Raw genomic sequence first — 21,887 nt, 5'->3', positions numbered from 1 at the left:
GGGGCGGGGGCGGCACGGCGTCCTGTGCACAACTCCTGCGGTCCGTCCGCTGGCGCTGCTTCGGGCCGTGTGCTGACAGGGCAGCTGTGACGCGGCGCCGTGCGGTGCAGGAGTTGTGCCCGGAGCCGTGCGTGTTGGTGTGCGAAAAGCGGCCGAGGCCGGAGCAGCGAAAGGCCCGCCCCGCGGATGCGGGACGGGCCTCGGATACAGTGCTGAGGGTTACTGACCCTGCTCCTGGTACTTCGCCTCGGTGGCGGCCTTCTGCGGCTTCCACCAGGACTCGTTGTCGCGGTACCAGTTGATGGTGTCGGCGAGGCCGGCCTCGAAATCGCTGAAGGCGGGGGTCCAGCCGAGCTCGGTCCGCAGCTTCGAGGAGTCGATCGCGTAGCGCAGGTCGTGGCCGGGGCGGTCGTTGACGTGGTCGTACGCGTCGGCCGGCTGGCCGAGCTGCGTGAGGATGAGCTCCACGACGTCCTTGTTGTTCTTCTCACCGTCGGCACCGATGAGGTATGTCTCACCGATGACGCCCTTGTCGAGGATCGTCAGGACGGCGGAGGAGTGGTCGTTCGCGTGGATCCAGTCGCGGACGTTCTCGCCTGTGCCGTAGAGCTTCGGACGTTCGCCACCGAGCACGTTGGTGATCTGGCGCGGGATGAACTTCTCGACGTGCTGGTACGGGCCGTAGTTGTTCGAGCAGTTCGAGATCGTCGCCTTCACGCCGAAGGAGCGGACCCAAGCCCGGACGAGGAGGTCGCTGCCGGCCTTCGTCGAGGAGTACGGGCTCGACGGGTTGTACGGGGTGTCCTCCGTGAACCGCTCGGGATCGTCGAGCTCGAGGTCGCCGTAGACCTCGTCGGTGGAGATGTGGTGGAAGCGGGTGTCGTGCTTGCGGGCCGCCTCGAGCAGCGTGTACGTGCCGATGATGTTCGTGTCCAGGAACGGACGCGGATCGTGCAGCGAGTTGTCGTTGTGCGACTCAGCCGCATAGTGGACGACCGCGTCGTGGCGGGCGAACAGCTCGTCGACGAGCTGCGCGTCCTGGATGTCGCCGACGACGAGCTCGAAGCGATCGGCCGGGAGGCCGTCGAGTGAGGCGCGGTTGCCCGCATAGGTCATCTTGTCGAGGACGGTCACCGAGTGCTCGGTGTTGTTCAGGACGTAGTGGACGAAGTTCGAGCCGATGAATCCGGCGCCGCCGGTAACGAGAAGTCTGGACACGGTAGACGAGTCTACCCGGACGGCCCTGAGAGGCACGGGGGAATCCTGCCCCCAGGCCGGGTGGGCTTCAGTGGCCCGGCAGGATCCGGCGGAGCAGGTTCGTGTTCGCGAGGTCGAGCAGCTCGTCCCCACGGCCCGACATCACCGTGCGCAACGCGTAGAGCGTGAAGCCCTTCACCTGCTCGGCGGTGATCGACGGCGGCATCGACAGCTCCTGCCGAGCCGTCACGACGTCGACGAGTGCCGGCCCGTCGTGGTCGAAGGCTCGACGGATGGCGCCCTGCACCTCGTTGGCCCGCTCGACCCGTTCGCCGTGGATGCCCATGCCCTCGGCCATGCGGGCGAAGTCGGGGTTCTCGAGGTCGGTGCCGTAGTTCACGAACCCGGCTGCCTTCATCTCCAGTTCGACGAAGTTGAGGGAGGAGTTGTTCAGCACGATGATCTTCACCGGGAGCCGGTTCTGCGTGAGCGAGATGAGTTCGCCGAGCAGCATGGTGAGCCCGCCGTCACCCGCGAGCGCGACGACCTGACGGCCGGGGTGCGAGGCCTGCGCGCCGAGGCCGTGCGAGACGGCGTTCGCCATGCTGCCGTGGCTGAACGAACCGATGAGCCGGCGGCGCCCGTTCATCGTGAGGTAGCGGGACGCCCAGACGACGGGGGAGCCGACGTCTGGGATGAAGACGGCGTCGTCACTCGCGAGTTCGTCGACGACCGTCGCGAGGTATTGCGGGTGGATCGGTTCGTCGTCGTGATCAGCGGTCGCGAGCTCGTCCAGACCTTTCCGGGAGCTGCGGTAGTGCTTCAGGGAGTCCTCGAGGTGCTTGCGGTTCGTCGAACGCTCGAGGCGCGGCAGGAGCGCGTCGAGGGTGTCACGCACCGTACCGACGAGGGGGAGGTCGACGGGGTGTCGTCGGCCGATCTGCTCGCCGCGGATGTCGACCTGGATGACCGTCGCCTTCTCCGGGTAGAACTGCTGGTACGGGAAGTCGGTGCCGAGCATGAGGAGCACGTCACAGGACAGCATCGCGCGATAGCCGCTGGAGAAGCCGAGGAGCCCCGTCATGCCGACGTCGAAGGGGTTGTCGTATTCGACGTGCTCCTTGCCGCGGAGGGCGTGCACGATCGGAGCCGCCAAGGCGTCGGCGGTGTCGATGAGCTGGGCGTGCGCCCCCGCGGTACCTGCTCCGGCGAGGATCGTGACGCGCTTGGCGCCGCCCAGGATGCGGGCGGCCTCGTCGAGTTCCTGCTCAGACGGCAGGACGCGCGGCGACGTCGCCCGGATCGCCGCGACGTGCTCGCTCACCGCCTGCTGCAGCATCACATCGCCTGGCACGACGATGACCGCCACACCGCGGCGCTCGACGGCTGTGCGCATCGCGATCTCGAGGACGCGGGGCAACTGCTCGGGCACCGAGACGAGCTCGACGTAGACGCTGCACTCGCGGAAGAGGTCCTGCGGATGCGTCTCCTGGAAGTAGGTGGTCCCGATCTCTGCGCTCGGGATGTGCGCGGCGATCGCAAGGACGGGCACGCGGGACCGGTTCGCGTCGAACAGCCCGTTGATGAGGTGCAGGTTCCCCGGACCGCAGCTCGCTGCGACGACCGCGAGCTCGCCCGTCAGTTCGGCCTCCGCTGCGGCCGCGAACGCGGCAGCCTCCTCGTGGCGGACGTGCACCCAGTCGATGCGTCCGTCGGTCCGCAGTGCGTCGGTGAATCCGTTGAGCGAATCACCCGGCAGCCCGTACACGCGCTTCACCCCGCTGGCCTGCAGGGTGGCGACGACGGTCTGGGCGACAGTGGACATGGGTGCTCCTCGCGACTGGGCGATGCGGCCGGGACCCCGACCCCGCTGGTCCATGCTGCTCGGCCGCGTCGTCCGCTCGCAAGGGGGCCGACACCGCTCGCAGTCGCCTATCAGCTGCGTGACCGAATCTCAACACTCCGGGCGCAATGCGCTTGAACGACGAACGGCTTGTAGCGTTGATGGTGGAACAGCCTGCCGATTCCACGGTTGAGCAGCCAGCACCGACTGCACCGTGAAAGGGCGGCCGTGACCGAATCCGCGAACAGATCGCCGGCTCACGCCGGTTCGATCACCGGCCCTGAAGCGATGTTCACCGAGCCGGAGGACCTCGTGACCACCGGGGTGAGCCTCTCGAACGGGCGCTACAGCATCGGCGAACAGCTCGGCTCGGGCGGCTCTGCCAACGTGTACCGCGCGCGGGATGAGCTGCTGTCGCGCCCGGTCGCGGTCAAACTCTTCCGTGACGAGGCTGCGACCGCGAACGACCGCCTGCGGCAGGAGCGCGAGATCCGCCTGCTCGGTGAGTTGCGTCACCCTGGGCTCGTGGAGCTCTACGACTCCGGATCGGTCCTGCACCGAGGTGTCGAGCACCGCTACCTCGTCATGGAGTACATCCCTGGCGCGACGCTCACGGACCGACTGCAGGACGGCCCGATGCTGCCGCGCGACGCCGCCGCGCTCGGTGCGCAGGTCGCCGACGCCCTCTCGTTCATCCACACGCGGTCGATCGTGCACCGCGACGTCAAGCCGGACAACATCCTCTTCAGCGACATCGCAGCGTTCGGGCACGCGAACCTCGTCAAACTCTCCGACTTCGGGATCGCGCACTTCGTCGGCGGTTCACGCCTCACGAACACCGAGGCGATCTCGGGGACGGCCTCCTACCTCTCGCCCGAGCAGGCGCTCGGCGAGACGGTCGGCACGGAGACGGACATCTACTCGCTCGGCCTCGTGCTGCTCGAGGCGATCACCGGTCGGCGTGAGTTCGACGGCGGCATCGTCGAGTCGGCGGTCGCCCGCCTCCACCGCGACCCCGTCATCCCTCCGGAACTGCCGGCCGCCTGGCACCCGCTGCTGCGTTCGATGACCGCGCGCAAGGCGGAGAACCGTCCCGCCGCGCACGAGGTCGCGTCGAGCCTGCGCGAGATCTGGGCCGATTCCCGCGTCCGTCGCGTTCGACGGGTGCGGGCCCGCCTCGGTGTCGTCGCCGCCGAAGGCGTCGCACCGCGCATCGCCCTCCTGCTCGCTGCCGCAACCGCGGCTGCGGGTCTCGCGATCGGTCTCGCCGTCGGGATCCTCGCATTCTGAATCCGGCCGGCGTCCGCTGAGCTGGGCCCTGCACGTGCGAAGTCATCTCGCCGGTGTACGGTGCTCAGCAAGGATCGCCAGCCACGAGTGAAAGGGCGCCATGCCGCTCTCGACCCCCTATCCCCTCGGCGTCACCCTGCGTGACGACGGAGCGAACATCGCCATCTACTCGGAGACGGCTGTGAGCGTCACCGTGTGCGTCTTCCCGGAGGACGGGGGTGAGCAGCAGACACGCCTCGTGCGCCGGACGGGCCACGTGTTCCACGGCCTCGTGAGCGGTCTCGTCCCAGGCGCGCGCTACGGCATCCGTGTCGACGGACCCTGGGACCCGGCGAACGGGTTGCGGCACAACGCGGCCAAGGTGCTGCTCGATCCGCACGCCACTGCGATCACCGGTTCCTACGACCGCGGGCAGGCGCAGTTCGGGCATCGTCTCGACTCCCCGGAGGACATCGACGACACCGATTCGGCGGGCCACGTCGCGTTGGGCGTCGTCACCGACCCGGACGCGTTCGACTGGGACGCCGGCGGCCCGGACGTCGCGCCGCGCACTCCGCTCTCCGAGACGATCGTCTACGAGATGCATGTCAAGGGCTTCACGAAGCAGCTCGCCGACGTGCCGCTGGAACTCCGTGGCACGTACGCGGGCCTCGGCCACCCGGCCGCCATCCGATACCTCACCGACCTCGGTGTCACCGCCGTCGAGCTGTTGCCCGTGCACCAGTTCGTGCAGGACAGTCACCTCGAGGAGCAGGGACTCCGGAACTACTGGGGCTACAACACCATCGGCTTCTTCGCGCCGCACGGCGAGTACGCGGCGGCCGGTGACACCGGCGGGCAGGTCGACGAGTTCAAGGCGATGGTGAAGGCCCTGCACGCCGCGGGCCTCGAAGTGATCCTCGACGTCGTCTACAACCACACCGCGGAGGGGAACCACCAGGGCCCGACGCTGTCGTTCAAAGGCATCGACAACGCGGCCTACTACCGGCTCGTCGAGGACGACCGCGAGCACTACTTCGACACCACCGGCACCGGCAACAGTGTCAACGTCGGACACCCGGCGGCACTCGGACTCATCATGGACTCGCTGCGGTACTGGGTGACGGAGATGCACGTCGACGGATTCCGCTTCGACCTCGCGACGACCCTCACCCGCCAGGACGGGTCGGCCGAGATCCACAGCGCCTTCCTCTCGCTCATCGAACAGGACCCGGTCCTCGCGCCGATCAAGATGATCGCCGAACCGTGGGACACCGCCGGATACCAGGTGGGCGGCTTCCCCGCGAGCTGGTCCGAGTGGAACGGGAAGTTCCGCGACGACGTCCGCGACTACTGGAACGGCGCCGACAGCGTGCTCGGAACCCTCTCGCAGCGCGTGCTCGGCAGCCCCGACGTCTACGAGGCGTCCCGGCGCTCGCCGCTGTCGAGCGTCAACTTCGTCACCGCCCACGACGGGTTCACCCTCGCCGACCTCACTGCGTATTCGACGAAGCACAACGCAGCGAACGGTGAGGACGGGAAGGACGGTGAGAGCGACAACCGCTCCAGCAACAACGGAGCGGAGGGCCCGACCGACGATCCGGCGGTCAACGCCCGCCGCGACCGCCAACGTCGCAACTTCCTCGCGACCGTGCTGTTGTCTGCGGGTGTACCGATGCTGCTCGGCGGCGACGAGATCGCCCGCACCCAGGGCGGCAACAACAACGCCTACTGCCAGGACAACGAGGTGTCCTGGTTCGATTGGGACGCCGTCGACGAGGAGCTCCTCGCGTTCACCACGCGGATGATCGCCCTCCGACGGTCCGAACGCGCCCTGCGGCCCGAATGGTTCCGCCAGGGCCCCGAGTCCACCTCCGACGACCGCGTCTACATCGCCCGCTCCGACGGCCAGTCCTTCTCCGAGGAGGACTGGGAGAACCCCGACGCCCGGTCGATCGTCTTCGTCTTCCGCCACGCCGGATCCGCGTCCTTCGCCCTGCTGTTGAACGCAGCCGAGAACGGCGTGGAGTTCGCGCTTCCAGCCGTGCCGGGGCTGCCGTGGACGCTCGTCGAGTCGAGCGACCCCGAACAGTCGCTGTCCGAGACGTCGTCCACCGTCATCGTGCAGGGCACGTCCTTCACCCTGCTGCGATCCGGGGTCCGCTCATGAGGGCCGTCCCCGCTTCCACCTACCGGCTCCAGCTGACCGCCGACTTCCGGTTGCAGGACGCGGCGGAGCTCGTCGACTACATCCGCACTCTCGGGGCCGACTGGGTGTACCTCTCGCCGATCCTGCGCGCGGAACCCGGCTCCACCCACGGCTACGACGTCGTCGACCACGGTGCGATCGACCCCGAGCGCGGCGGAGCCGAGGGGCTCACTGCGCTCGCCGAAGCGGCTCATGCCGCAGGGCTGGGCGTCCTCATCGACATCGTGCCGAACCACATGGGGGTCGCCAGCGCAGCCGAGAACACCTGGTGGTGGGATCTCCTGCAGCACGGGCAGGACGCCGAACACGCCAAGGCCTTCGACGTCGACTGGGATGCGGGTGCGGGCAGGGTGCGGCTGCCGGTCCTCGGCGATGACGACGGTGACCGCAGCGCCCTCGACGACCTGCGGGTCGAAGACGGCGAGCTCCGTTCCTTCGATCACCGCTTCCCGATCGCCCCGGGAACCGCCGACGACGGCGCGTCGGCCCGCGAGGTCCACGACCGACAGCACTATGAGCTGATGAACTGGCGACGCGCGGATTCCGAGCTGAACTACCGTCGCTTCTTCGCGGTCAACACCCTCGCGGCGATCCGGGTCGAGGAGCCGTCGGTCTTCGACGCCTCGCACGCCGAGATCGGCCGGTGGTTCGACGCAGGCCTCGCCGACGGGTTGCGCGTCGATCACCCGGACGGTCTGCGCGACCCCGGAGCGTACCTCGACCGTCTCGCCGAGCGCGTTGGAGGAGCACCCGTCTGGGTCGAGAAGATCCTCGAAGGCGCCGAAGACCTGCCAGCGGAGTGGGCGACCCTCGGCACCACCGGTTACGACGCGCTCGGCGACGTCGACCGGGTGCTCATCGACCCAGCAGGTCTGCCGACGCTCGCGAGGCTGACCGGAGGTGACACGAGTCGCGAGGCGTGGGACGACCTCGTCCACAGCACGAAGCGCGGCATCGCGGACGGCATCCTCGGCTCCGAGGTGCGTCGCCTCGCCCGTCTCGCGCCGGAGGTCCCGGACGCGGTCGACGCGATCGCGGAGCTGCTCACCGCCTTCCCCGTCTACCGCTCGTACCTGCCGCTCGGCGACGAGCACCTCGACGCCGCGCTCGAAACGGCCGAGACGCGTCGACCAGAGCTCGGCGATGCGTTCGCCGCGCTCGCGCCTCGCCTTCGCGACCCCGGTGACGCGCTCGCCGTCCGGTTCCAGCAGACGTCCGGCATGGTCATGGCGAAGGGCGTCGAGGACACCGCCTTCTACCGCTTCACCGCGCTCACGTCCCTCACCGAGGTCGGAGGCGATCCGGCTGAGACCGACATCAGCGTGGCGGAGTTCCACCACCGCCAGGAGCGGCGGCAGACGGAGTGGCCGTTCTCGATGACGACGCTGAGCACCCACGACACGAAGCGGAGCGAGGATGTGCGCGCCCGCATCGACGCGCTGAGCGAGGTCGCGGATCGCTGGGCCGAGCACGCCGTCGCGCTGCACACGGCGAACGGGTTCCCCGACCGTCGGCTCGAACAGCTCGTGTGGCAGGCCGCGGTCGGTGCGTGGCCGATCGAGCGGGATCGGTTGCACGCCTACGTCGAGAAGGCGGCGCGCGAGGCCGGCGACTCGACCTCGTGGATCACGCCGGATCAGGCGTTCGAGACGGCGCTGCACGCGGCCGTCGACGGCATCTACGACAGCCGGCGAGCGAACGCAGCGATCGTCGACGCGGTCGCCGACGTCGAGGCGGCCGGCTGGTCGAACAGCCTCGTCGCGAAGGCGCTCCAGCTCACGATGCCCGGCGTTCCCGACGTCTACCAGGGCAGCGAGCTGTGGGACCGTTCACTGGTCGACCCCGACAACCGTCGGCCGGTCGACTTCGGTGAACGCCGAGCGGTGCTCGCCCGCATCGACGAGGGCTGGTTGCCGACGGTCGCCGCCGACGGGGCCGCGAAACTGCTCGTGACCACTCGACTCCTGCGGCTGCGACGGGACCACCCGGAGCGGTTCGTGGACTACAGCCCTCTGCGAGCGACCGGCCACGCGGCCGAGCACGTGGTCGGATTCTCTCGCGGCGGTGTCGTCACTGTCGCGACCCGGTTGCCGATCGGTCTCACCGCACGTGGAGGCTGGAAGCACACCACCGTGGCCCTGCCGAATGGTCGATGGATCGACGTGCTCAGCGGACGCGAGATCGACGGCGGCGAGGTCGAGGTCGGCGCGCTGCTCGAGCAGTACCCGGTCGCGGTGCTGACCCGGAGCAGCGCAGACGACGAGGACGACGACCGGACGAACGATGGGGAGACCGCGCGATGAGCGTCACGACCAGCCCCGCTGACGGCTTCCGGGTGTGGGCGCCGACACCGCAGGTGATCGAGCTCGTCCTCGACGGCGAACGGTTCACCATGCAGCGCGACGCCTCGGCCGACGGCTGGTGGGTGGCGCTCGACGGCGACACGCCCAGAGTCGCCGTCGTCGGAGCCGACTACGCGTACCTCGTCGACGGCGAAGGGCCCTACGCGGATCCGCGCTCGCGCCGGCAGCCCGACGGGGTGCACGGGCCGTCGCGGGTCGTCGAGTCGAGCCCCACCCCGTGCGACGGTACCGGTTGGCGCGGACGCCCGCTCATCGGCGCCGTGCTCTACGAACTGCACATCGGCACGTTCACCGAGGCGGCCACGTTCGACGGCGCGATCGAGCGGCTCGACGATCTCGTGGCCCTCGGCGTCGACGCCGTGGAGGTCTTGCCCGTCAACGCCTTCAACGGGGTCTGGAACTGGGGCTACGACGGCGTGTTCTGGTCGGCCGTGCACGAGGCGTACGGCGGGCCTGACGGCTACCGACGGTTCGTCCGGGCGTGTCACGACCGCGGTCTCGCCGTGATCCAGGACGTCGTCCACAACCACCTCGGCCCCTCCGGGAACGTCCTGCCACGATTCGGCCCGTACCTGTCGGACGGCGCTGGCAACACCTGGGGGAGCAGCCTCAACCTCGACGGGCCGGATTCCGACGAGGTCCGGCGCTTCATCGTCGACAGCGCGCTCATGTGGTTCGACGAGTACGGCGTCGACGGGTTGCGGCTCGACGCCGTGCACGCGCTGCGCGACACCCGCGCGGTGCATCTGCTCGAGGAGCTCGATGCCGCGGTCGACGCGCTCGCCGCTGATCTCGGACGGTCTCTGACGCTCATCGCGGAGTCGGACCTCAACGATCCGAAGCTCATCACCCCGCGTGGCCCTGGTGGTGCCGGTGGGTACGGTCTCGACGCGCAGTGGAGCGACGACTTCCACCATGCCCTGCACGTCGCGCTCACGGGTGAGGTGTCCGGGTACTACGCCGACTTCGCGCCGCTGACAGCACTCTCGAAGGTGATCGAGGAGGGCTTCTTCCACAACGGCACCTGGTCGAGCTTCCGGAAGCGACACCACGGCCGGCGCCTCGACCTCGAGCGGACACCGAGCTGGCGGCTCGTCGTGTCCGACCAGAACCACGATCAGATCGGGAACCGGGCGACGGGCGACCGCCTGGCTGCGACCCTGGACGACGGGCAGCTCGCGATCGCCGCGGCGGTGACCCTGCTCGGGCCGTTCACGCCGATGCTCTTCATGGGTGAGGAGTGGGCGGCGTCGACACCGTGGCAATTCTTCACCTCGCATCCCGAACCGGAGCTCGGCGAGGCGACCGCGAAGGGGCGGATCGCGGAGTTCGCGCGGATGGGCTGGAACGAGGCCGATGTGCCCGATCCGCAGGACCCGGAGACGTACCGACGGTCGATCCTCGACTGGTCGGAGCGCTCACGCGGCCGGCACGCGACGCTGCTCACCTGGTACCGACGGATGATCGAGCTGCGTCGAACGGTTGCGGCGTTCACCGATCCGGCGTTCGGCGACACGACGGCGATCGCCGACGAGGCCACGGGCTCGTTCGTCATGCGTCGTGGCTCGGCGGCGGTGGCGGTGAACTTCGGAACGGCGCCGGTCGACCTGTCGCTGCGCGTCGGCGACCTCCTCGACAGCTTCGGAGACGTCGCGACGACGGCATCGAGCCTGCGCCTCGGCCCCCACGCGGTGGCGATCCTGCACCTCTGACCGGGGGCGGTGCTGCGGCCGGCGCGGTGCGCTGGACCGCGCGCGGTTCACTGGCGCGAGCGCGCCCCTCCGGGGGCCCGCGCTCGCGCCAGTGACCCCGCGGCCAAGCCGCTTCCGCTGGTCTCGCGTCAGCGCATCGCGCTGGCGGCCCGGTCGGAAGGGGCTACGGCGTCGTGAACCAGACGGTCGTGTCGGCGGGGATCGTCGTGCCGTCGAACGGCCCGCTCGCGACGAGGACGGCAGACGAGGAGAGTGCCGACGGGACCGCCACGGCGGACGCGCCGGTGTTCGCGACGACGGTCACCGCACCGTTCGTGAGCGCGAGGATGTCCTCTGGCGCACCTTCGACCCACAGGACCGAACCGAGCCCGAGCCCGTGCTCACGTCGGAGCCGGAGCAGGGTGCGGTAGAGCTCGAGCGTCGAACCAGGGATGCCTGCCTGGGCGTCCCGCGAGTAGTCGTTCCAGTCGTCGGGCTGCGGGAGCCAGGCGGCACCCGTCGAGTTGAAGCCGTAGGCCGGGTGGCCGGCCTCCCACGGGATCGGTACGCGGCAGCCGTCGCGTCCATAGCGCTCGTGGTTCGTGCGGAACCAGGTCGGGTCCTGACGCGCGTCGTCGGGCAACTCGATGACCTCGGGCAGGCCGAGCTCCTCACCCTGGTACAGGTAGGCGCCGCCGGGCAGGCTGAGCATGAGTGCCGTCGCCGCACGCGCACGCTGCAGCCCGAGCGCGCGGTCGGGCTTGCCGACGCTGTTCGGCCCGATGCCGTGACCCTGCGGGTTGTCGGCCGTGAGCGCGAGACGTGAGGCGTGACGGACGACGTCGTGGTTGGAGAGCACCCACGTGCTCGGTGCACCGACGGCGGCGAACGCACGGAGCGAGTCGGCGATGACCGCGCGCAGCTCCGAAGCCTTCCACGGTGTCTCGAGGTAGGGGAAGTTGAACGCCTGCTGCATCTCGTCAGGACGCACCCAGAGCGCCATCTTGTCGAGGGGGTCGACCCACGCCTCGGCGCAGAGGACCCGGTCGCCGTCGTAGGCCTCGAGGACCTCGTGCCAGTCGCGGTAGATCTCGTGCACGCCGTCCTGGCCCCAGTACGGTGCCGTCTCGGGCCACGATTCCGGGCCCGTGCTGATCGCGGGCTCCAGCGTGACCCCCGCGGCGCCACCCATGCTGCCGCCCTCGACGGGCGGGGTGTAGTCGGGGAGGCCTTCAGCCTTGATCATGCCGTGGGCGACGTCGACGCGGAAGCCGTCGACGCCACGGTCGAGCCAGAAGCGCAGGATGTCGCGGAACTGCTCACGCACCCAGGGGTTGGTCCAGTCGAAGTCGGGCTGCGAGGAGTCGAAGATGTGCAGGTACCACTGACCGGGGGTGCCGTCGGCCTCGGTGATGCGCGTCCAGGCCGGGCCGCCGAAGACCGACTCCCAGTTGTTCGGAGCGATCTCGCCGTGCTCGCCCGTGCCGTCGCGGAACATGTACCGGGCGCGTTCGACGGAGCCAGGTCCTGCCGCGAGTGCCTCCTGGAACCAGCGGTGAGCGGTGGAGGAGTGGTTCGGGACGAGGTCGACGATGACGCGGATGCCGGCTGCGTGCGCGGCGGCTGTCATGGCGTCGAAGTCGGCGAGGGTGCCGAAGATCGGGTCGACGTCGCAGTAGTCGGCGACGTCGTAACCGGCGTCCTTCTGCGGGCTCGTCATGAAGGGGGAGAGCCAGATGGCGTCGATGCCGAGCTCCTGCAGGGCACCCAGCCGGGAGGTGATGCCCGGGAGGTCGCCGAGGCCGTCGCCGTTGGCGTCCGCGAAGGAGCGCGGGTAGATCTGGTAGATGACGGCGGAGCGCCACCACTCCGATCCAGGTGTTGATCCTCCCACTGGGGATGGCCGGTGAGCTGCGGTCGCCGAGGTCGTCGGGAGGGCGGAGTCCATGCCGCTACCCTAGGGCATCCCTGTCGACGACTGGAGTCCGGGCGCCTGCCGAGGCTGTTCCGGTGTGGTTGCCAGCGCGGTGCGCTGAGGCGAGCGCGGTGCATTCGTGCCAGCGCGGGTCTCCGGAGGGGCGCGCTCGCGCCGCTACCCCGCGGCGCCGGCGATCGGCTCCGGTTCGTGTGGGCGCACCGCGCTGCCACGATTCGCACCGGATTCCCGGGGTCTGCACGGCACGGGGTGCTTAGAGTGTGGGGATGGACAGCGAGACCGACGGCACGAACACCGCCCGCAGCACCGCGAAACGGGTCGGGAAGGCTGCCGGACGTGCAGCCGGCTCAGCCGCGCGCGCCACACGCGAGACGATCCGTCGGAACCCGACGGCGAACCGCGTCTACCGGACCGGTGTCGGCGTCGTCGGCGGCGGGACGGTCGCCCTCGGGGTCGTCCTCATCCCGTTGCCCGGTCCCGGTTCGCTCATCGCGGTCGGTGGGCTGGCGATGCTGGCGACCGAGTTCGAAGGTGCGAAACGCGCGAGCGCCAAAGCCAACGCCGCTGCGCGCAAGGGAGTCGCCATCGCGAAGGAACAGCGTGCGAAGCGTCAGGCGAAGAAGGCCGCGAAGGGGGCTGCACCTGTCGACTGAGTGCGTGCAGGCCGCCGCCAGCGCGATGCGCTGATCCGAGCGCTGGCGAATGGGCGTGACCGCTGGAGAACAGCGGCGGCCGCGGGGTGGCGGCGCGAGCGCGGCCCTCCGGAGGGGCGTGCTCGCCGCAGGAACCCGCGCTCGGTTCAGCGCACCGCGCTGGCACACCCCCAAGACGACGCGGCGTGGGCGGGGTGGGCGATGCGGCGGGATACGGTGGTGCGGTGGGGAAGACGTCGGGCGGGAAGCGGAAGAGGCCGGCGCAACCGCGACGCCCGAGCTCGACGACACGTCGGACATCGAGCGGATCCCGCGGGGCACCCCGGCCCCGAGCACGGGCGGTGGGGAACCGTCCACGCTCGAGGAATCGACGCGGCTCCCGAACCACCCGCCCACGCGCTCTCCGGTCCGGGTGGCTCATCGCCGCAGGTGCGGTCCTGATCGTCGGCCTGTCGGTCGTCGTCGCCGCGATCGCCTGGGGCCCCGACCTCACCAGCCGCGCCCAGGCACGCGACTCCGTGCTCGGCACAGCTCCTCACGCCGCCGTCGAAGGACCAGGCATCCCGGCAACACGGTCGGCAGGTCCTGCTCCCACGGCAATCACCGAGCGAGTCGACCGCGGCTGGGCCGCCGGCACCTCCACCCGCCTCGGCATCCCCGAACGGGCCATGCTCGCCTACGCCGGAGCCGCTCTCGCCACAGCCGAGTCGCAGCCGGGCTGCGGCATCGCGTGGAACACGCTCGCCGCGATCGGCAGTGTCGAGTCCGGCCACGCCACGATCTTCGGCGGCGCCCTCGATGCGAACGGTCGCGCGGCGCCACCCATCGTCGGTCCCGCCCTCACCGGCACCGAGTTCGACGCGATCAGCGACACCGACGGCGGAGCGTTCGACGGCGACGCCCGCTGGGACCGCGCGGTCGGCCCGTTGCAGTTCATCCCCTCCACCTGGAATCGGTGGGGTGCCGACGGGAACGGCGACGGCGTCGCGGATCCGCAGCAGATCGACGACGCCGCGCTCGCCGCAGCGAACTACCTCTGCCACGGCGGGCGCGACCTCCGGATCGAGCCGGATTGGGTCGCCGCGATCGGCTCCTACAACGGTGCGGCCTCGTATCTGGCGAAGATCGTTCACGCCGCAGACACGTTCGCGACGAATTGAGCCCGGACGTGTACGAAGCAGCCCTCCGGGGATGCTAGTCTCTACTGGTGCCATTTCCGCGTGAGCGAAGTGGTTCGCGCTCCGATAGCTCAGTGGTAGAGCACTTCCTTGGTAAGGAAGAGGTCGCGGGTTCAAGTCCCGCTCGGGGCTCGTTCTCTCCGTCACTGCTCTCGCCGGCATACGGAGAGACGTGGCAGGGTAGCTCAGTTGGTGAGAGCGCACGACTCATAATCGTGAGGTCGAGAGTTCGAATCTCTCTCCTGCTACTGCAAGGCCCGGGTCTCCGGGCCTTTTGCGTTTCTCGGCGATGTGCAGGTCTGAGACGTTGCGCAGTCTGAAGCGAGCACGGCGCGCGCATACTGGGCGCATGAGCGAAGCAGTGCCCCTCCCGCCTCCCGTGGTCCACGCCGTCGACGACGAGGCCATCGAGGCGTCGATCGTCGAGTTGCTCGACCAGCGCGCCGCGACCTCGTCCATCTGCCCCTCCGACGTCGCACGGGCCATCGGCGGGGAGGACTGGCGGCCGCTCATGGACGACATCCGCCGGGTCGCGCGTCGTCTCGTGCAGGAGGGTCGTGTGCGGGTCACGCAGGGTGCCGAGGTCGTCGATCCGGTCGACGCGCGCGGCCCGATCAGGATCCGGACCGCCCGGACCGATTGAGCACCTCGGCGAGTCCCACTCCACACGTCGCCGTGCGTCAGATCGAGTGCAGTGCGGCCGTCCCGGAACGGGATACTCAGCGGGCGATCGCGCGGATGCTGTTGTTGCGGGCGTCGTGGGTGAGCTCCGCGAGGCCGAGCGCTTCGAGCAGTGGTGGCAGGTACATGCCGAAACGGCCCCTGTACCCGTTGCGGAGGCCGTACCAGCCACCGACCGGGTTGTCCTCGGAGCGGCCCCACGCCTCGACGGTGCCGTCGGCGGCCGGTTTCTTCTCGTCTGCGGCACCGAGCGGCACCCAGTCGCCTTGCTCGAGCAGCCACGTGTGCAGGTCGTCGATGGCGCTCGCGTGGTACTTCAACGTCGTCGAACCGACCTGGCAGACGAGCGCCGGGGGCGTGGCCTCGTCGTCGCGGTACATCGTGTAGGCGGAACTGCCGGGCGCGGTCGTGAGCTGCCAGGGTGATTCCTTCGTGCCGGTTCCATCCACCATGATCGACTCCTCTGCGCTCGCTGTGACCGGGCCGGTCGAGCTGGTACCAGTATGGGCGTGACGGGGCCCTCCGCGGAGGCGATGTTCGTCGGATACCGGGAGGTTGCGGTGTGGCGCCCGGTTAGGCTTGTGGCATGACCATCGCCCTCATCCGTCACGGACAGACCGCCTGGAACTTCGAACGACGACTGCAGGGCACGACGGACATCCCGCTGAACGACACCGGTCGTGAGCAGGCGGCGACCGTGGCACCGCGCCTCACCGGCGATTGGGACGTCATCGTCTCCTCGCCCCTCGGCCGCGCACGTGAGACGGCGCAGATCGTCGCCGATGCCCTCGGACTGGAACTCGGCCCGGTCTACCCGGACGTCGTCGAGCGTCACTACGGTGACGCAGAGGGCGCGACAGCCGAGATCGTCCGCGAGAACTGGCCAGACCACGTGTACCCGAACCTCGAATCCGAGGAGTCGGTGATCGAACGCGGCCTGCGCGGCCTCGACGCGATCACGCGCGACTACCCCGGCCAGAACGTGCTCGTGGTCAGCCACGGCACGCTCATCCGACTCACCCTCAGCCACATCGCGGGCGAGGCGATCCCGCCACTCGAGAACTGCTCGATCTCCACGGTCGAACCGGGCGAGTCGGGCTGGACGGTCCTCGAATCCGGTGACTTCCGAACGACGCCGTCGCTCGAGAACGCGTTCAACGGCGCCGATGCTCGGTGAACGACGCAGCACTGCCTGAGCGCAAGCGCGGCGCCGCGAGCATCGCCTGGCTCATCGGCATCGGTCTCACGGCTGGATTCCTCTCCGGCCTGTTCGGCGTCGGCGGTGGCATCCTCATCGTCCCGGCCGTGGTGTTCCTGCTCGGCTTCGGTCAACGCATCGCCGCCGGAACCTCGCTCGCAGCGATCGTCCCGACGTCGCTCGTGGGCGTCGTCTCCTATGCCGTGCACGGCACGGTCGACTGGGTCTCGGCGATCCTGCTCGCCGTCGGAGCCATCGGTGGCGCTCAACTCGGCAGCTATCTGCTCGCCAAACTGCCGAAGCGGGCGCTGCAATGGGGCTTCATCGGATTCATCCTCGTGGTGGTCGTGTCGCTGTTCCTCGTCGTCCCGTCGCGCACCGCGGAGATCGACCTCTCGGTCGGCACGATCATCGGCCTCGTGGCCCTCGGGTTCGTGACCGGAGTGCTGTCCGGTCTGCTCGGAATCGGTGGCGGCGTGGTCGTCGTCCCGATGCTGATCCTGCTGTTCGGTGCGAGCGACCTCATCGCCAAGGGCACCTCCCTGCTCATGATGGTGCCCACCGCGATCTCCGGAACGATCGGCAACCTGCGGCGCGGCAACGTCGACCTCCGCGCGGCGGCCATCATCGGCATCGCCGCCTGCACGACCACCGCCCTCGGCGCGATCGTCGCATCGGTGGTGCCGCCGTTCGTCGGCAACCTCCTGTTCGCAGCGTTCCTCGTGGCGATCGCGATCCGGATGGTGCTGCAGGCACTCAAGCGTTCCTAGCCCGCGACGGCAGGTTACGACACCCCTGGTGCGGCCGTCCCGCGCGGCGCTAGCCTCACCCCGTGGGTGCCCGTCGCCGTGACGGGCCCGGACAGGGAGTGTGTCATGACCAGCCTCGACGACATCTTGGGAACGCTGCCGATCGGCGACATCGCGAAGAAGCTCGGCGTCGACAGTGCGACTGCGGAGGCAGCGGTCAAGCAGGCACTGCCGGCCCTCGTCGGAGGTCTCGCGGCCAACGCCAACGACGGCGGCGCCGACTCGATCACGAAAGCCGTCGAGAAGCACGGCTCCTCGCTCGTCGACGGGGGTGTCTCGCTCGACGACGTCGACACCGATGACGGCGAGAAGATCGTGAACAACGTCTTCGGTGCGAAGAAACCCGAGGTCGTCGCGGCGCTCAGTTCGTCGAAGCCCGCAGCCGCGGCAGGCGGGATCAGCCCGGAACTCATCGGCAAGGTCCTGCCGATCCTCGCGCCGATCGTCCTGAGCTTCCTCGCGAAGCAGTTCACGCCGAAGACGACCGGTGAGCCGACCGAGTCGAAGCCGACGGCACCGTCCGGAGGCGGCATCGGCGACCTGTTGGGCGGGCTGCTCGGCGGTGGATCCGGCTCCGGCTCCGGAGGCGGAGGCGGCCTGGGCGACCTCCTCGGTGGTCTCGGTGGTCTCCTCGGCGGCGGCAAGCGCTGACCGTCTGTCGCGTTCTCCGTCCACAACTCAGGCCAGCCGCGGCGAGACGCTGCGTCGCGGCGCAGCGTCTCGCGCGACACACCGCGGGCGGCCTGAGTTGTGAACGGGGAGGCAGGCTGCCGGAGCGCCGACGGCCGGCGGCGGGCTGACGGGTCGAGCGGGCTGACGGGTAGGGTGGACGTCGTGTCAGTGAACCCAGAACTGGCGGGCCGGGTCTTCCCGCCCGTCGCCCCGTACCTGGTCGGACGCGAGAAGATCCGCGAGTTCTCGCGGGCCGTCTTCGCGACGAACCCCATCAACCTCGACCCTGAGGCGGCTCGCGCTGCCGGCCACGCCGATGTGGTCGCGCCGCCGACGTTCGCCGTCGTCGTCCAGGAGCACACGCTCCAGCAGCTGCTCGCGGCTCCCGACGCCGGCATCGACTTCAGCCGCGTCGTCCACGGTGACCAGCGCTTCGTGCACCACCGGCCCATCGTCGCCGGCGACGAACTCACCGCGCAGCTCACCGTGGCCTCGGTGAAGTCGCTCGGCGGCCACTCGATGGTCACGTGCGAGTCGGTCATGACGGATGCCGCCGGTGAACCCGTGGTCACGGCGACGTCGACGCTCGTGGTGCGAGGAGACGAAGGATGAGCGACGTGCAGCAGACCCTCCCGCCCATGCCTGCAGTCGGCGACGTCGTCGCCGAGCGCACCGTCCAGCTGACCCGAGACTCCCTCGTGCGCTACGCGGGCGCCTCAGGCGACTTCAACCCGATCCACTACCGTGACGACGTCGCCGCATCCGTCGGCCTTCCCGGCGTGCTCGCCCACGGCATGCTGACGATGGGCATCGCAGCGCAGCCGGTCGTCGACTGGATCGGCGATCCCGGGCGCGTGCTCGACTACCAGGTCCGGTTCACCCGCCCCGTCGTCGTCGACCCGGAGACGGGCGCCGAACTGCAGATCGTCGCGAAGGCCGGCAAGCTCGATGAAGAGGCACGCACGGCCCGCATCGACCTGACCGTCACCTACGCCGACCAGACCGTGCTCGGCAAGGCGCAGCTGGTCGTCAGCTTCGCTTGACGCGCGGGATCATGAGCGGCGACCGCATCCGATTGAGTGACCACACGACCCTCGGGGTCGGTGGTGCCGCTGCGGCGTTCATCGACTGCACGAGCGAGAGCGAGCTCATCGCAGCGGTCCTCGACGTCTGGCGGTCGGAGGAACCGTGGCTGCTGCTCGGCGGTGGCTCGAACCTCCTCATCGGCGACGAGGACCTCGACGAGACCGTCCTCCACGTCGCGAACCGGGGCGTCGAGCGACTCGAAGCGGCGCCCGGCCGCGTGCGGCTGCGGGTGCAGGCGGGCGAGGGGTGGGACGACCTCGTCGCGTACACGGTCGAACACGGTTGGTCGGGTATCGAGGCACTGTCCGGTATCCCCGGGACCGTCGGTGCAGCGCCCGTGCAGAACATCGGCGCCTACGGTCAGGAGGTCGTCACCTCGCTCGTCGCGGTCGACCTGCTCGACGCTGCTTCGCACGACCTCGAGCGGGTGCCGGCCGCCGAGCTCGGTCTCGGTTACCGGACCTCGGTCTTGAAGCGCCATGGTGGTGGCCCGCCGGAGCGTGACGGTGTCGTCGTCGCGGTCATCATGGAGCTCGACGATGTCGGCGTCGACGGTCTGGCCTCGCCCATCGCGTTCCCGCAGCTCGCCTTCGCACTGGGAGTCGAGCTCGGCGAGCGCGTGCCGCTCGCCCAGGTGCGCACCACGGTGCTCGCGCTCCGTGCCTCGAAGGGGATGGTGCTCGACGCCGCAGACCCCGACACCGCGAGTGCCGGGTCGTTCTTCACCAACCCGATCGTCTCCGAGCATGTCGCGCGTGCGTTGCCCGGGGATGCGCCGTGGTGGCCGGTCGACCCCGCGCCCGACGATGACGCCGAGTACGTCTTCCCGCTCGGCGAGGTCGTGAACCCGCCGCGCCCGGTGCACCAGCCCCGTCTGGCGAAGCTCTCCGCGGCTTGGCTCATCGAGCGCGCCGGGATCCGTCGCGGGTACGCGCTCCCATCCTCGCGCGCTGCGATCTCCACGAAGCACACGCTCGCCCTGACCAACCGCGGGGGTGCGACCGCTGCCGAGATCGCCGAACTCGCGCGCTTCGTGCAGGCACGTGTCCACGCCGAGTTCGGGGTGCTGCTCCAGCCCGAACCCGTCGTCGTCGGCGTCACGATCTAGCGCCGAGCGTCGCCCCAGCAGGTGATCGACGCGAGAGCAGGACACTCCGCGCCGATCCGTCCTGCTGCCGCGCTGATCTCCTGATGCTGGGTTAGGAGGCGAACAGTCGCTGCAGTCGCTGGACGCCCTCGAGCAGCTGGTCGTCGCCGAGCGCGTAGCTGAACCGCAGGTAGCCGGACGGCCCGAACGCCTCACCCGGCACCGCCGCGACCTCTGCCTGGTCGAGCATGAGGTCGGCGAGTTCGAGCGAGGTCGTCGGCGTGACGCCGCCGAAGGTGCGGCCGAGGAGCGCCGACACGTCGGGGTACACGTAGAACGCGCCCTGCGGCGTCGGCGTCTGGAAGCCGTCGATCTTGTTGAGCTCGGCGACGATCACCTTCCGGCGGCGGTCGAACGCCTCCCGCATGGTCTCGGCGGCGTCCTGCGGACCGGTCAGCGCCGCGATCGCTGCACGCTGGGCGATGTTGTTGACGTTGCCGGACAGGTGCGACTGCAGGTTGCCGATGGCCTTGATCGCGTCGGCCGGGCCGACCGTCCATCCCACACGCCAACCCGTCATCGCGTACGTCTTCGCGACGCCGTTGACGAGGAGCGTCTGCTCGGCGAGCTCCGGAACAGCCTCGACGATGGACATGGCCTTGACGGCCTCGCCCGACTCGCCTGCGGAGTAGGTGAGGTTCTGGTAGATCTCGTCGCTGATGACCCAGATGCCGTGTTCGAGGGCCCACTCGCCGATCGCCTTCGTCTGCTCCGGCGAGTACACGGACCCGGTCGGGTTCGACGGAGACACGAAGAGGATGACCTTCGTGCGCGGGGTGCGCGCCGCCTCGAGCTGTTCGACGGTGACCTGGTAGTTCTGTGACGCGTCGGCGAAGACGTCGACCGCGACGCCGTCTGCGAGGGCGATGGCTTCTGGGTAGGTGGTCCAGAACGGCGTCGGCACGATGACCTCGTCGCCCGGGTTGAGGAGCACCTGGAAGGCCTCGTAGACCGACTGCTTGCCGCCGTTGGTGACGACGATGCGGCTGGGGTCCACCTCGAGTCCGGAGTCGCGGAGCGTCTTCTCGGCGATCGCGGCGCGGAGGTCGGGGAGCCCGGCGGCCGGCGTGTAGCGGTGCGCCTTGGGGTCGCGGGCTGCGACGAGGGCCGCCTCGACGATGTGCTCGGGGGTCGGGAAGTCGGGTTCACCGGCCGCATAGGAGATGACCGGTCGGCCCTGCGCCTGGAGGGCTTTCGCTTTCGCGTCGACCTTCAGGGTGGCGGATTCGGCGATCGCGGAGATCTTCGTGGACAGACGAGGCGATGAGGAGTGTTCAGGCACTCTCCGAGCGTACCGGCCGCGACACCTCCTCGACAGTCTGTGTCGGAGCCAGTGCAGCTTCCTTCCCGCGGCTGTGATCGATGGCGGCCGCCAGCCACACCACACCGACACCGATCGCCGCCGCGGCCACGATGGTCAGCTCGTCGCGGACGACACCCGACCATCCGGTGGAGCTCAGCCGCTCGTTCAGTGCCGGGACGAGCGCGAACGCGGCGAGGGGGAGGAGCGTCGGCCATGACCGTCCGCGCACGATCAACCAGGTGGCGGTGGCGGTGAACGCTCCGACCGTGGTCGGGAGCAGTGCGTAGACGAGCTGATCTGGCGTCGAAGCGCTGACGGTCGCCAATCCGGCCGCATGGACGCCGAGCCCTGCGACGATCACGGCGACGGCGATGACCCGTCGCGTGAGTGACGCGGGGGCGATCATCGCGCCCGCGACGAGGATGGCGGCGGCGACGAGGAACTGCAGGACGAGCGCGGTGATGACCTCGACAGCTTCGGCGGGCTGGATGACGGCGATGCTCAGCTGCGTGCGCATGAGCAGATACCCGCCGAGCAGGACGGCGACGAGGGAGGCGCCGTGCCGGCCGGACGCGCTCCAGAGCCGTGGTCGCGGTGCAATCGACTCGGTCGTCCTGGTCAGGGTTGCACTGTCAGTCATACGCCCGACTCT

General features: G+C 69.6%; 19 protein-coding genes and 2 tRNA genes. 15 read left to right on the top strand and 6 right to left on the bottom strand.

Going from position 1 to position 21,887, the window contains the following annotated elements; genetic code table 11:
* Positions 1 to 219: 219 nt before the first annotated feature.
* A complete protein-coding gene (gene rfbB / locus KXS11_RS08045) occupies positions 220 to 1,218 on the bottom strand; it encodes a dTDP-glucose 4,6-dehydratase (RefSeq protein ID WP_437385038.1) in 999 nt (332 codons plus the stop codon).
* A gap of 67 nt (positions 1,219 to 1,285) precedes the next feature.
* The gene (gene poxB, locus KXS11_RS08040; protein WP_437385037.1) at positions 1,286 to 3,022 is read right to left on the bottom strand and encodes a ubiquinone-dependent pyruvate dehydrogenase; all 1,737 of its coding nucleotides are present in this window, start codon (positions 3,020 to 3,022) and stop codon (positions 1,286 to 1,288) included.
* Positions 3,023 to 3,268: 246 nt separating this feature from the next.
* On the opposite strand from poxB, the gene KXS11_RS08035 reads away from it, so the two are divergent.
* From KXS11_RS08035 to treZ, 4 genes are all read left to right on the top strand, one after another.
* Complete coding sequence (locus KXS11_RS08035; protein ID WP_437385036.1) at positions 3,269 to 4,330, top strand: serine/threonine-protein kinase; 1,062 nt, start codon at positions 3,269 to 3,271, stop codon at positions 4,328 to 4,330.
* Between the two features lie 100 nt (positions 4,331 to 4,430).
* The gene (gene glgX / locus KXS11_RS08030) at positions 4,431 to 6,479 is read left to right on the top strand and encodes a glycogen debranching protein GlgX (RefSeq protein ID WP_437385035.1); all 2,049 of its coding nucleotides are present in this window, start codon (positions 4,431 to 4,433) and stop codon (positions 6,477 to 6,479) included.
* Positions 6,476 to 8,821 (top strand): malto-oligosyltrehalose synthase, encoded by a 2,346-nt coding sequence (treY, locus tag KXS11_RS08025; RefSeq protein WP_437385034.1) that lies wholly within the window; start codon positions 6,476 to 6,478, stop codon positions 8,819 to 8,821. The genes glgX and treY overlap by 4 nt, the downstream gene beginning before the upstream one ends.
* Positions 8,818 to 10,593, top strand: coding sequence for a malto-oligosyltrehalose trehalohydrolase (gene treZ, locus KXS11_RS08020; protein ID WP_437385033.1), 1,776 nt, complete (start codon positions 8,818 to 8,820; stop codon positions 10,591 to 10,593). Before treY ends, treZ begins: the two co-directional genes overlap by 4 nt.
* Positions 10,594 to 10,756: 163 nt before the next feature.
* Here the strand turns inward: treZ and KXS11_RS08015 are convergent, their stop codons facing one another.
* On the bottom strand, positions 10,757 to 12,520 hold the full coding sequence (locus tag KXS11_RS08015) for a glycoside hydrolase family 13 protein (protein ID WP_437385032.1): 1,764 nt from the start codon (positions 12,518 to 12,520) through the stop codon (positions 10,757 to 10,759).
* Between the two features lie 254 nt (positions 12,521 to 12,774).
* On the opposite strand from KXS11_RS08015, the gene KXS11_RS08010 reads away from it, so the two are divergent.
* The 5 genes from KXS11_RS08010 to KXS11_RS07990 all read left to right on the top strand — a co-directional run bounded on the left by KXS11_RS08010 (position 12,775) and on the right by KXS11_RS07990 (position 14,982).
* Positions 12,775 to 13,161 (top strand): PGPGW domain-containing protein, encoded by a 387-nt coding sequence (locus tag KXS11_RS08010; protein WP_437385031.1) that lies wholly within the window; start codon positions 12,775 to 12,777, stop codon positions 13,159 to 13,161.
* Between the two features lie 341 nt (positions 13,162 to 13,502).
* Positions 13,503 to 14,321: a lytic transglycosylase domain-containing protein gene (locus tag KXS11_RS08005; RefSeq protein ID WP_437385030.1), complete on the top strand. Its 819-nt coding sequence runs from the start codon at positions 13,503 to 13,505 to the stop codon at positions 14,319 to 14,321.
* Between the two features lie 78 nt (positions 14,322 to 14,399).
* A tRNA-Thr gene (locus tag KXS11_RS08000) sits at positions 14,400 to 14,471 on the top strand.
* A gap of 42 nt (positions 14,472 to 14,513) precedes the next feature.
* A tRNA-Met gene (locus KXS11_RS07995) sits at positions 14,514 to 14,587 on the top strand.
* A gap of 101 nt (positions 14,588 to 14,688) precedes the next feature.
* Positions 14,689 to 14,982, top strand: a complete 294-nt coding sequence (locus KXS11_RS07990; RefSeq protein WP_437385029.1) for a DUF3253 domain-containing protein — start codon at positions 14,689 to 14,691, stop codon at positions 14,980 to 14,982.
* A gap of 76 nt (positions 14,983 to 15,058) precedes the next feature.
* Here the strand turns inward: KXS11_RS07990 and KXS11_RS07985 are convergent, their stop codons facing one another.
* Complete coding sequence (locus tag KXS11_RS07985) at positions 15,059 to 15,472, bottom strand: DUF6855 family protein (protein ID WP_437385028.1); 414 nt, start codon at positions 15,470 to 15,472, stop codon at positions 15,059 to 15,061.
* Positions 15,473 to 15,606: 134 nt separating this feature from the next.
* Between KXS11_RS07985 and KXS11_RS07980 the strand changes: the two genes are divergently transcribed.
* The 6 genes from KXS11_RS07980 to KXS11_RS07955 all read left to right on the top strand — a co-directional run bounded on the left by KXS11_RS07980 (position 15,607) and on the right by KXS11_RS07955 (position 19,893).
* Positions 15,607 to 16,197, top strand: coding sequence for a histidine phosphatase family protein (locus KXS11_RS07980; protein ID WP_437385027.1), 591 nt, complete (start codon positions 15,607 to 15,609; stop codon positions 16,195 to 16,197).
* Complete coding sequence (locus KXS11_RS07975) at positions 16,194 to 16,988, top strand: sulfite exporter TauE/SafE family protein (RefSeq protein WP_437385026.1); 795 nt, start codon at positions 16,194 to 16,196, stop codon at positions 16,986 to 16,988. The genes KXS11_RS07980 and KXS11_RS07975 overlap by 4 nt, the downstream gene beginning before the upstream one ends.
* 105 nt (positions 16,989 to 17,093) lie before the next feature.
* Positions 17,094 to 17,678 (top strand): DUF937 domain-containing protein, encoded by a 585-nt coding sequence (locus KXS11_RS07970; RefSeq protein WP_437385025.1) that lies wholly within the window; start codon positions 17,094 to 17,096, stop codon positions 17,676 to 17,678.
* A 183-nt stretch (positions 17,679 to 17,861) separates the two neighbouring features.
* Positions 17,862 to 18,311, top strand: a complete 450-nt coding sequence (locus KXS11_RS07965; RefSeq protein ID WP_437385024.1) for an FAS1-like dehydratase domain-containing protein — start codon at positions 17,862 to 17,864, stop codon at positions 18,309 to 18,311.
* On the top strand, positions 18,308 to 18,742 hold the full coding sequence (locus KXS11_RS07960) for a MaoC family dehydratase (RefSeq protein WP_437385023.1): 435 nt from the start codon (positions 18,308 to 18,310) through the stop codon (positions 18,740 to 18,742). Before KXS11_RS07965 ends, KXS11_RS07960 begins: the two co-directional genes overlap by 4 nt.
* 11 nt (positions 18,743 to 18,753) lie before the next feature.
* Positions 18,754 to 19,893, top strand: a complete 1,140-nt coding sequence (locus tag KXS11_RS07955; protein WP_437385022.1) for a UDP-N-acetylmuramate dehydrogenase — start codon at positions 18,754 to 18,756, stop codon at positions 19,891 to 19,893.
* A 91-nt stretch (positions 19,894 to 19,984) separates the two neighbouring features.
* On the opposite strand, the gene KXS11_RS07950 is transcribed toward KXS11_RS07955, so the two are convergent.
* Positions 19,985 to 21,214 carry a pyridoxal phosphate-dependent aminotransferase gene (locus KXS11_RS07950; RefSeq protein ID WP_437385021.1) on the bottom strand — a complete coding sequence of 410 codons (1,230 nt, stop codon included), beginning with the start codon at positions 21,212 to 21,214 and terminating at the stop codon, positions 19,985 to 19,987.
* Positions 21,207 to 21,875, bottom strand: a complete 669-nt coding sequence (locus tag KXS11_RS07945) for a hypothetical protein (protein ID WP_437385020.1) — start codon at positions 21,873 to 21,875, stop codon at positions 21,207 to 21,209. Before KXS11_RS07945 ends, KXS11_RS07950 begins: the two co-directional genes overlap by 8 nt.
* Between the last annotated feature and the right edge of the window lie 12 nt (positions 21,876 to 21,887).

Origin of the sequence: Plantibacter flavus (assembly GCF_051487245.1) — a bacterium.
Taxonomy (GTDB): Bacteria; Actinomycetota; Actinomycetes; order Actinomycetales; family Microbacteriaceae; genus Plantibacter; species Plantibacter flavus_B.
The sequence above is the reverse complement of the archived record's forward strand: the minus strand, read 5'-3'. Positions and strand labels throughout refer to the sequence as shown.

What these genes read in the sequence shown, in the direction of transcription:
- poxB (WP_437385037.1), bottom strand. Translation starts at nt 3,022, where the DNA reads ATGTCCACTGTCGCCCAGACCGTCGTCGCCACCCTGCAGGCCAGCGGG.
- glgX (WP_437385035.1), top strand. Translation starts at nt 4,431, where the DNA reads ATGCCGCTCTCGACCCCCTATCCCCTCGGCGTCACCCTGCGTGACGAC.
- treY (WP_437385034.1), top strand. Translation starts at nt 6,476, where the DNA reads ATGAGGGCCGTCCCCGCTTCCACCTACCGGCTCCAGCTGACCGCCGAC.
- treZ (WP_437385033.1), top strand. Translation starts at nt 8,818, where the DNA reads ATGAGCGTCACGACCAGCCCCGCTGACGGCTTCCGGGTGTGGGCGCCG.
- KXS11_RS08015 (WP_437385032.1), bottom strand. Translation starts at nt 12,520, where the DNA reads ATGGACTCCGCCCTCCCGACGACCTCGGCGACCGCAGCTCACCGGCCA.
- KXS11_RS08010 (WP_437385031.1), top strand. Translation starts at nt 12,775, where the DNA reads ATGGACAGCGAGACCGACGGCACGAACACCGCCCGCAGCACCGCGAAA.
- KXS11_RS07990 (WP_437385029.1), top strand. Translation starts at nt 14,689, where the DNA reads ATGAGCGAAGCAGTGCCCCTCCCGCCTCCCGTGGTCCACGCCGTCGAC.
- KXS11_RS07985 (WP_437385028.1), bottom strand. Translation starts at nt 15,472, where the DNA reads ATGGTGGATGGAACCGGCACGAAGGAATCACCCTGGCAGCTCACGACC.
- KXS11_RS07980 (WP_437385027.1), top strand. Translation starts at nt 15,607, where the DNA reads ATGACCATCGCCCTCATCCGTCACGGACAGACCGCCTGGAACTTCGAA.
- KXS11_RS07970 (WP_437385025.1), top strand. Translation starts at nt 17,094, where the DNA reads ATGACCAGCCTCGACGACATCTTGGGAACGCTGCCGATCGGCGACATC.
- KXS11_RS07960 (WP_437385023.1), top strand. Translation starts at nt 18,308, where the DNA reads ATGAGCGACGTGCAGCAGACCCTCCCGCCCATGCCTGCAGTCGGCGAC.
- KXS11_RS07955 (WP_437385022.1), top strand. Translation starts at nt 18,754, where the DNA reads ATGAGCGGCGACCGCATCCGATTGAGTGACCACACGACCCTCGGGGTC.
- KXS11_RS07945 (WP_437385020.1), bottom strand. Translation starts at nt 21,875, where the DNA reads ATGACTGACAGTGCAACCCTGACCAGGACGACCGAGTCGATTGCACCG.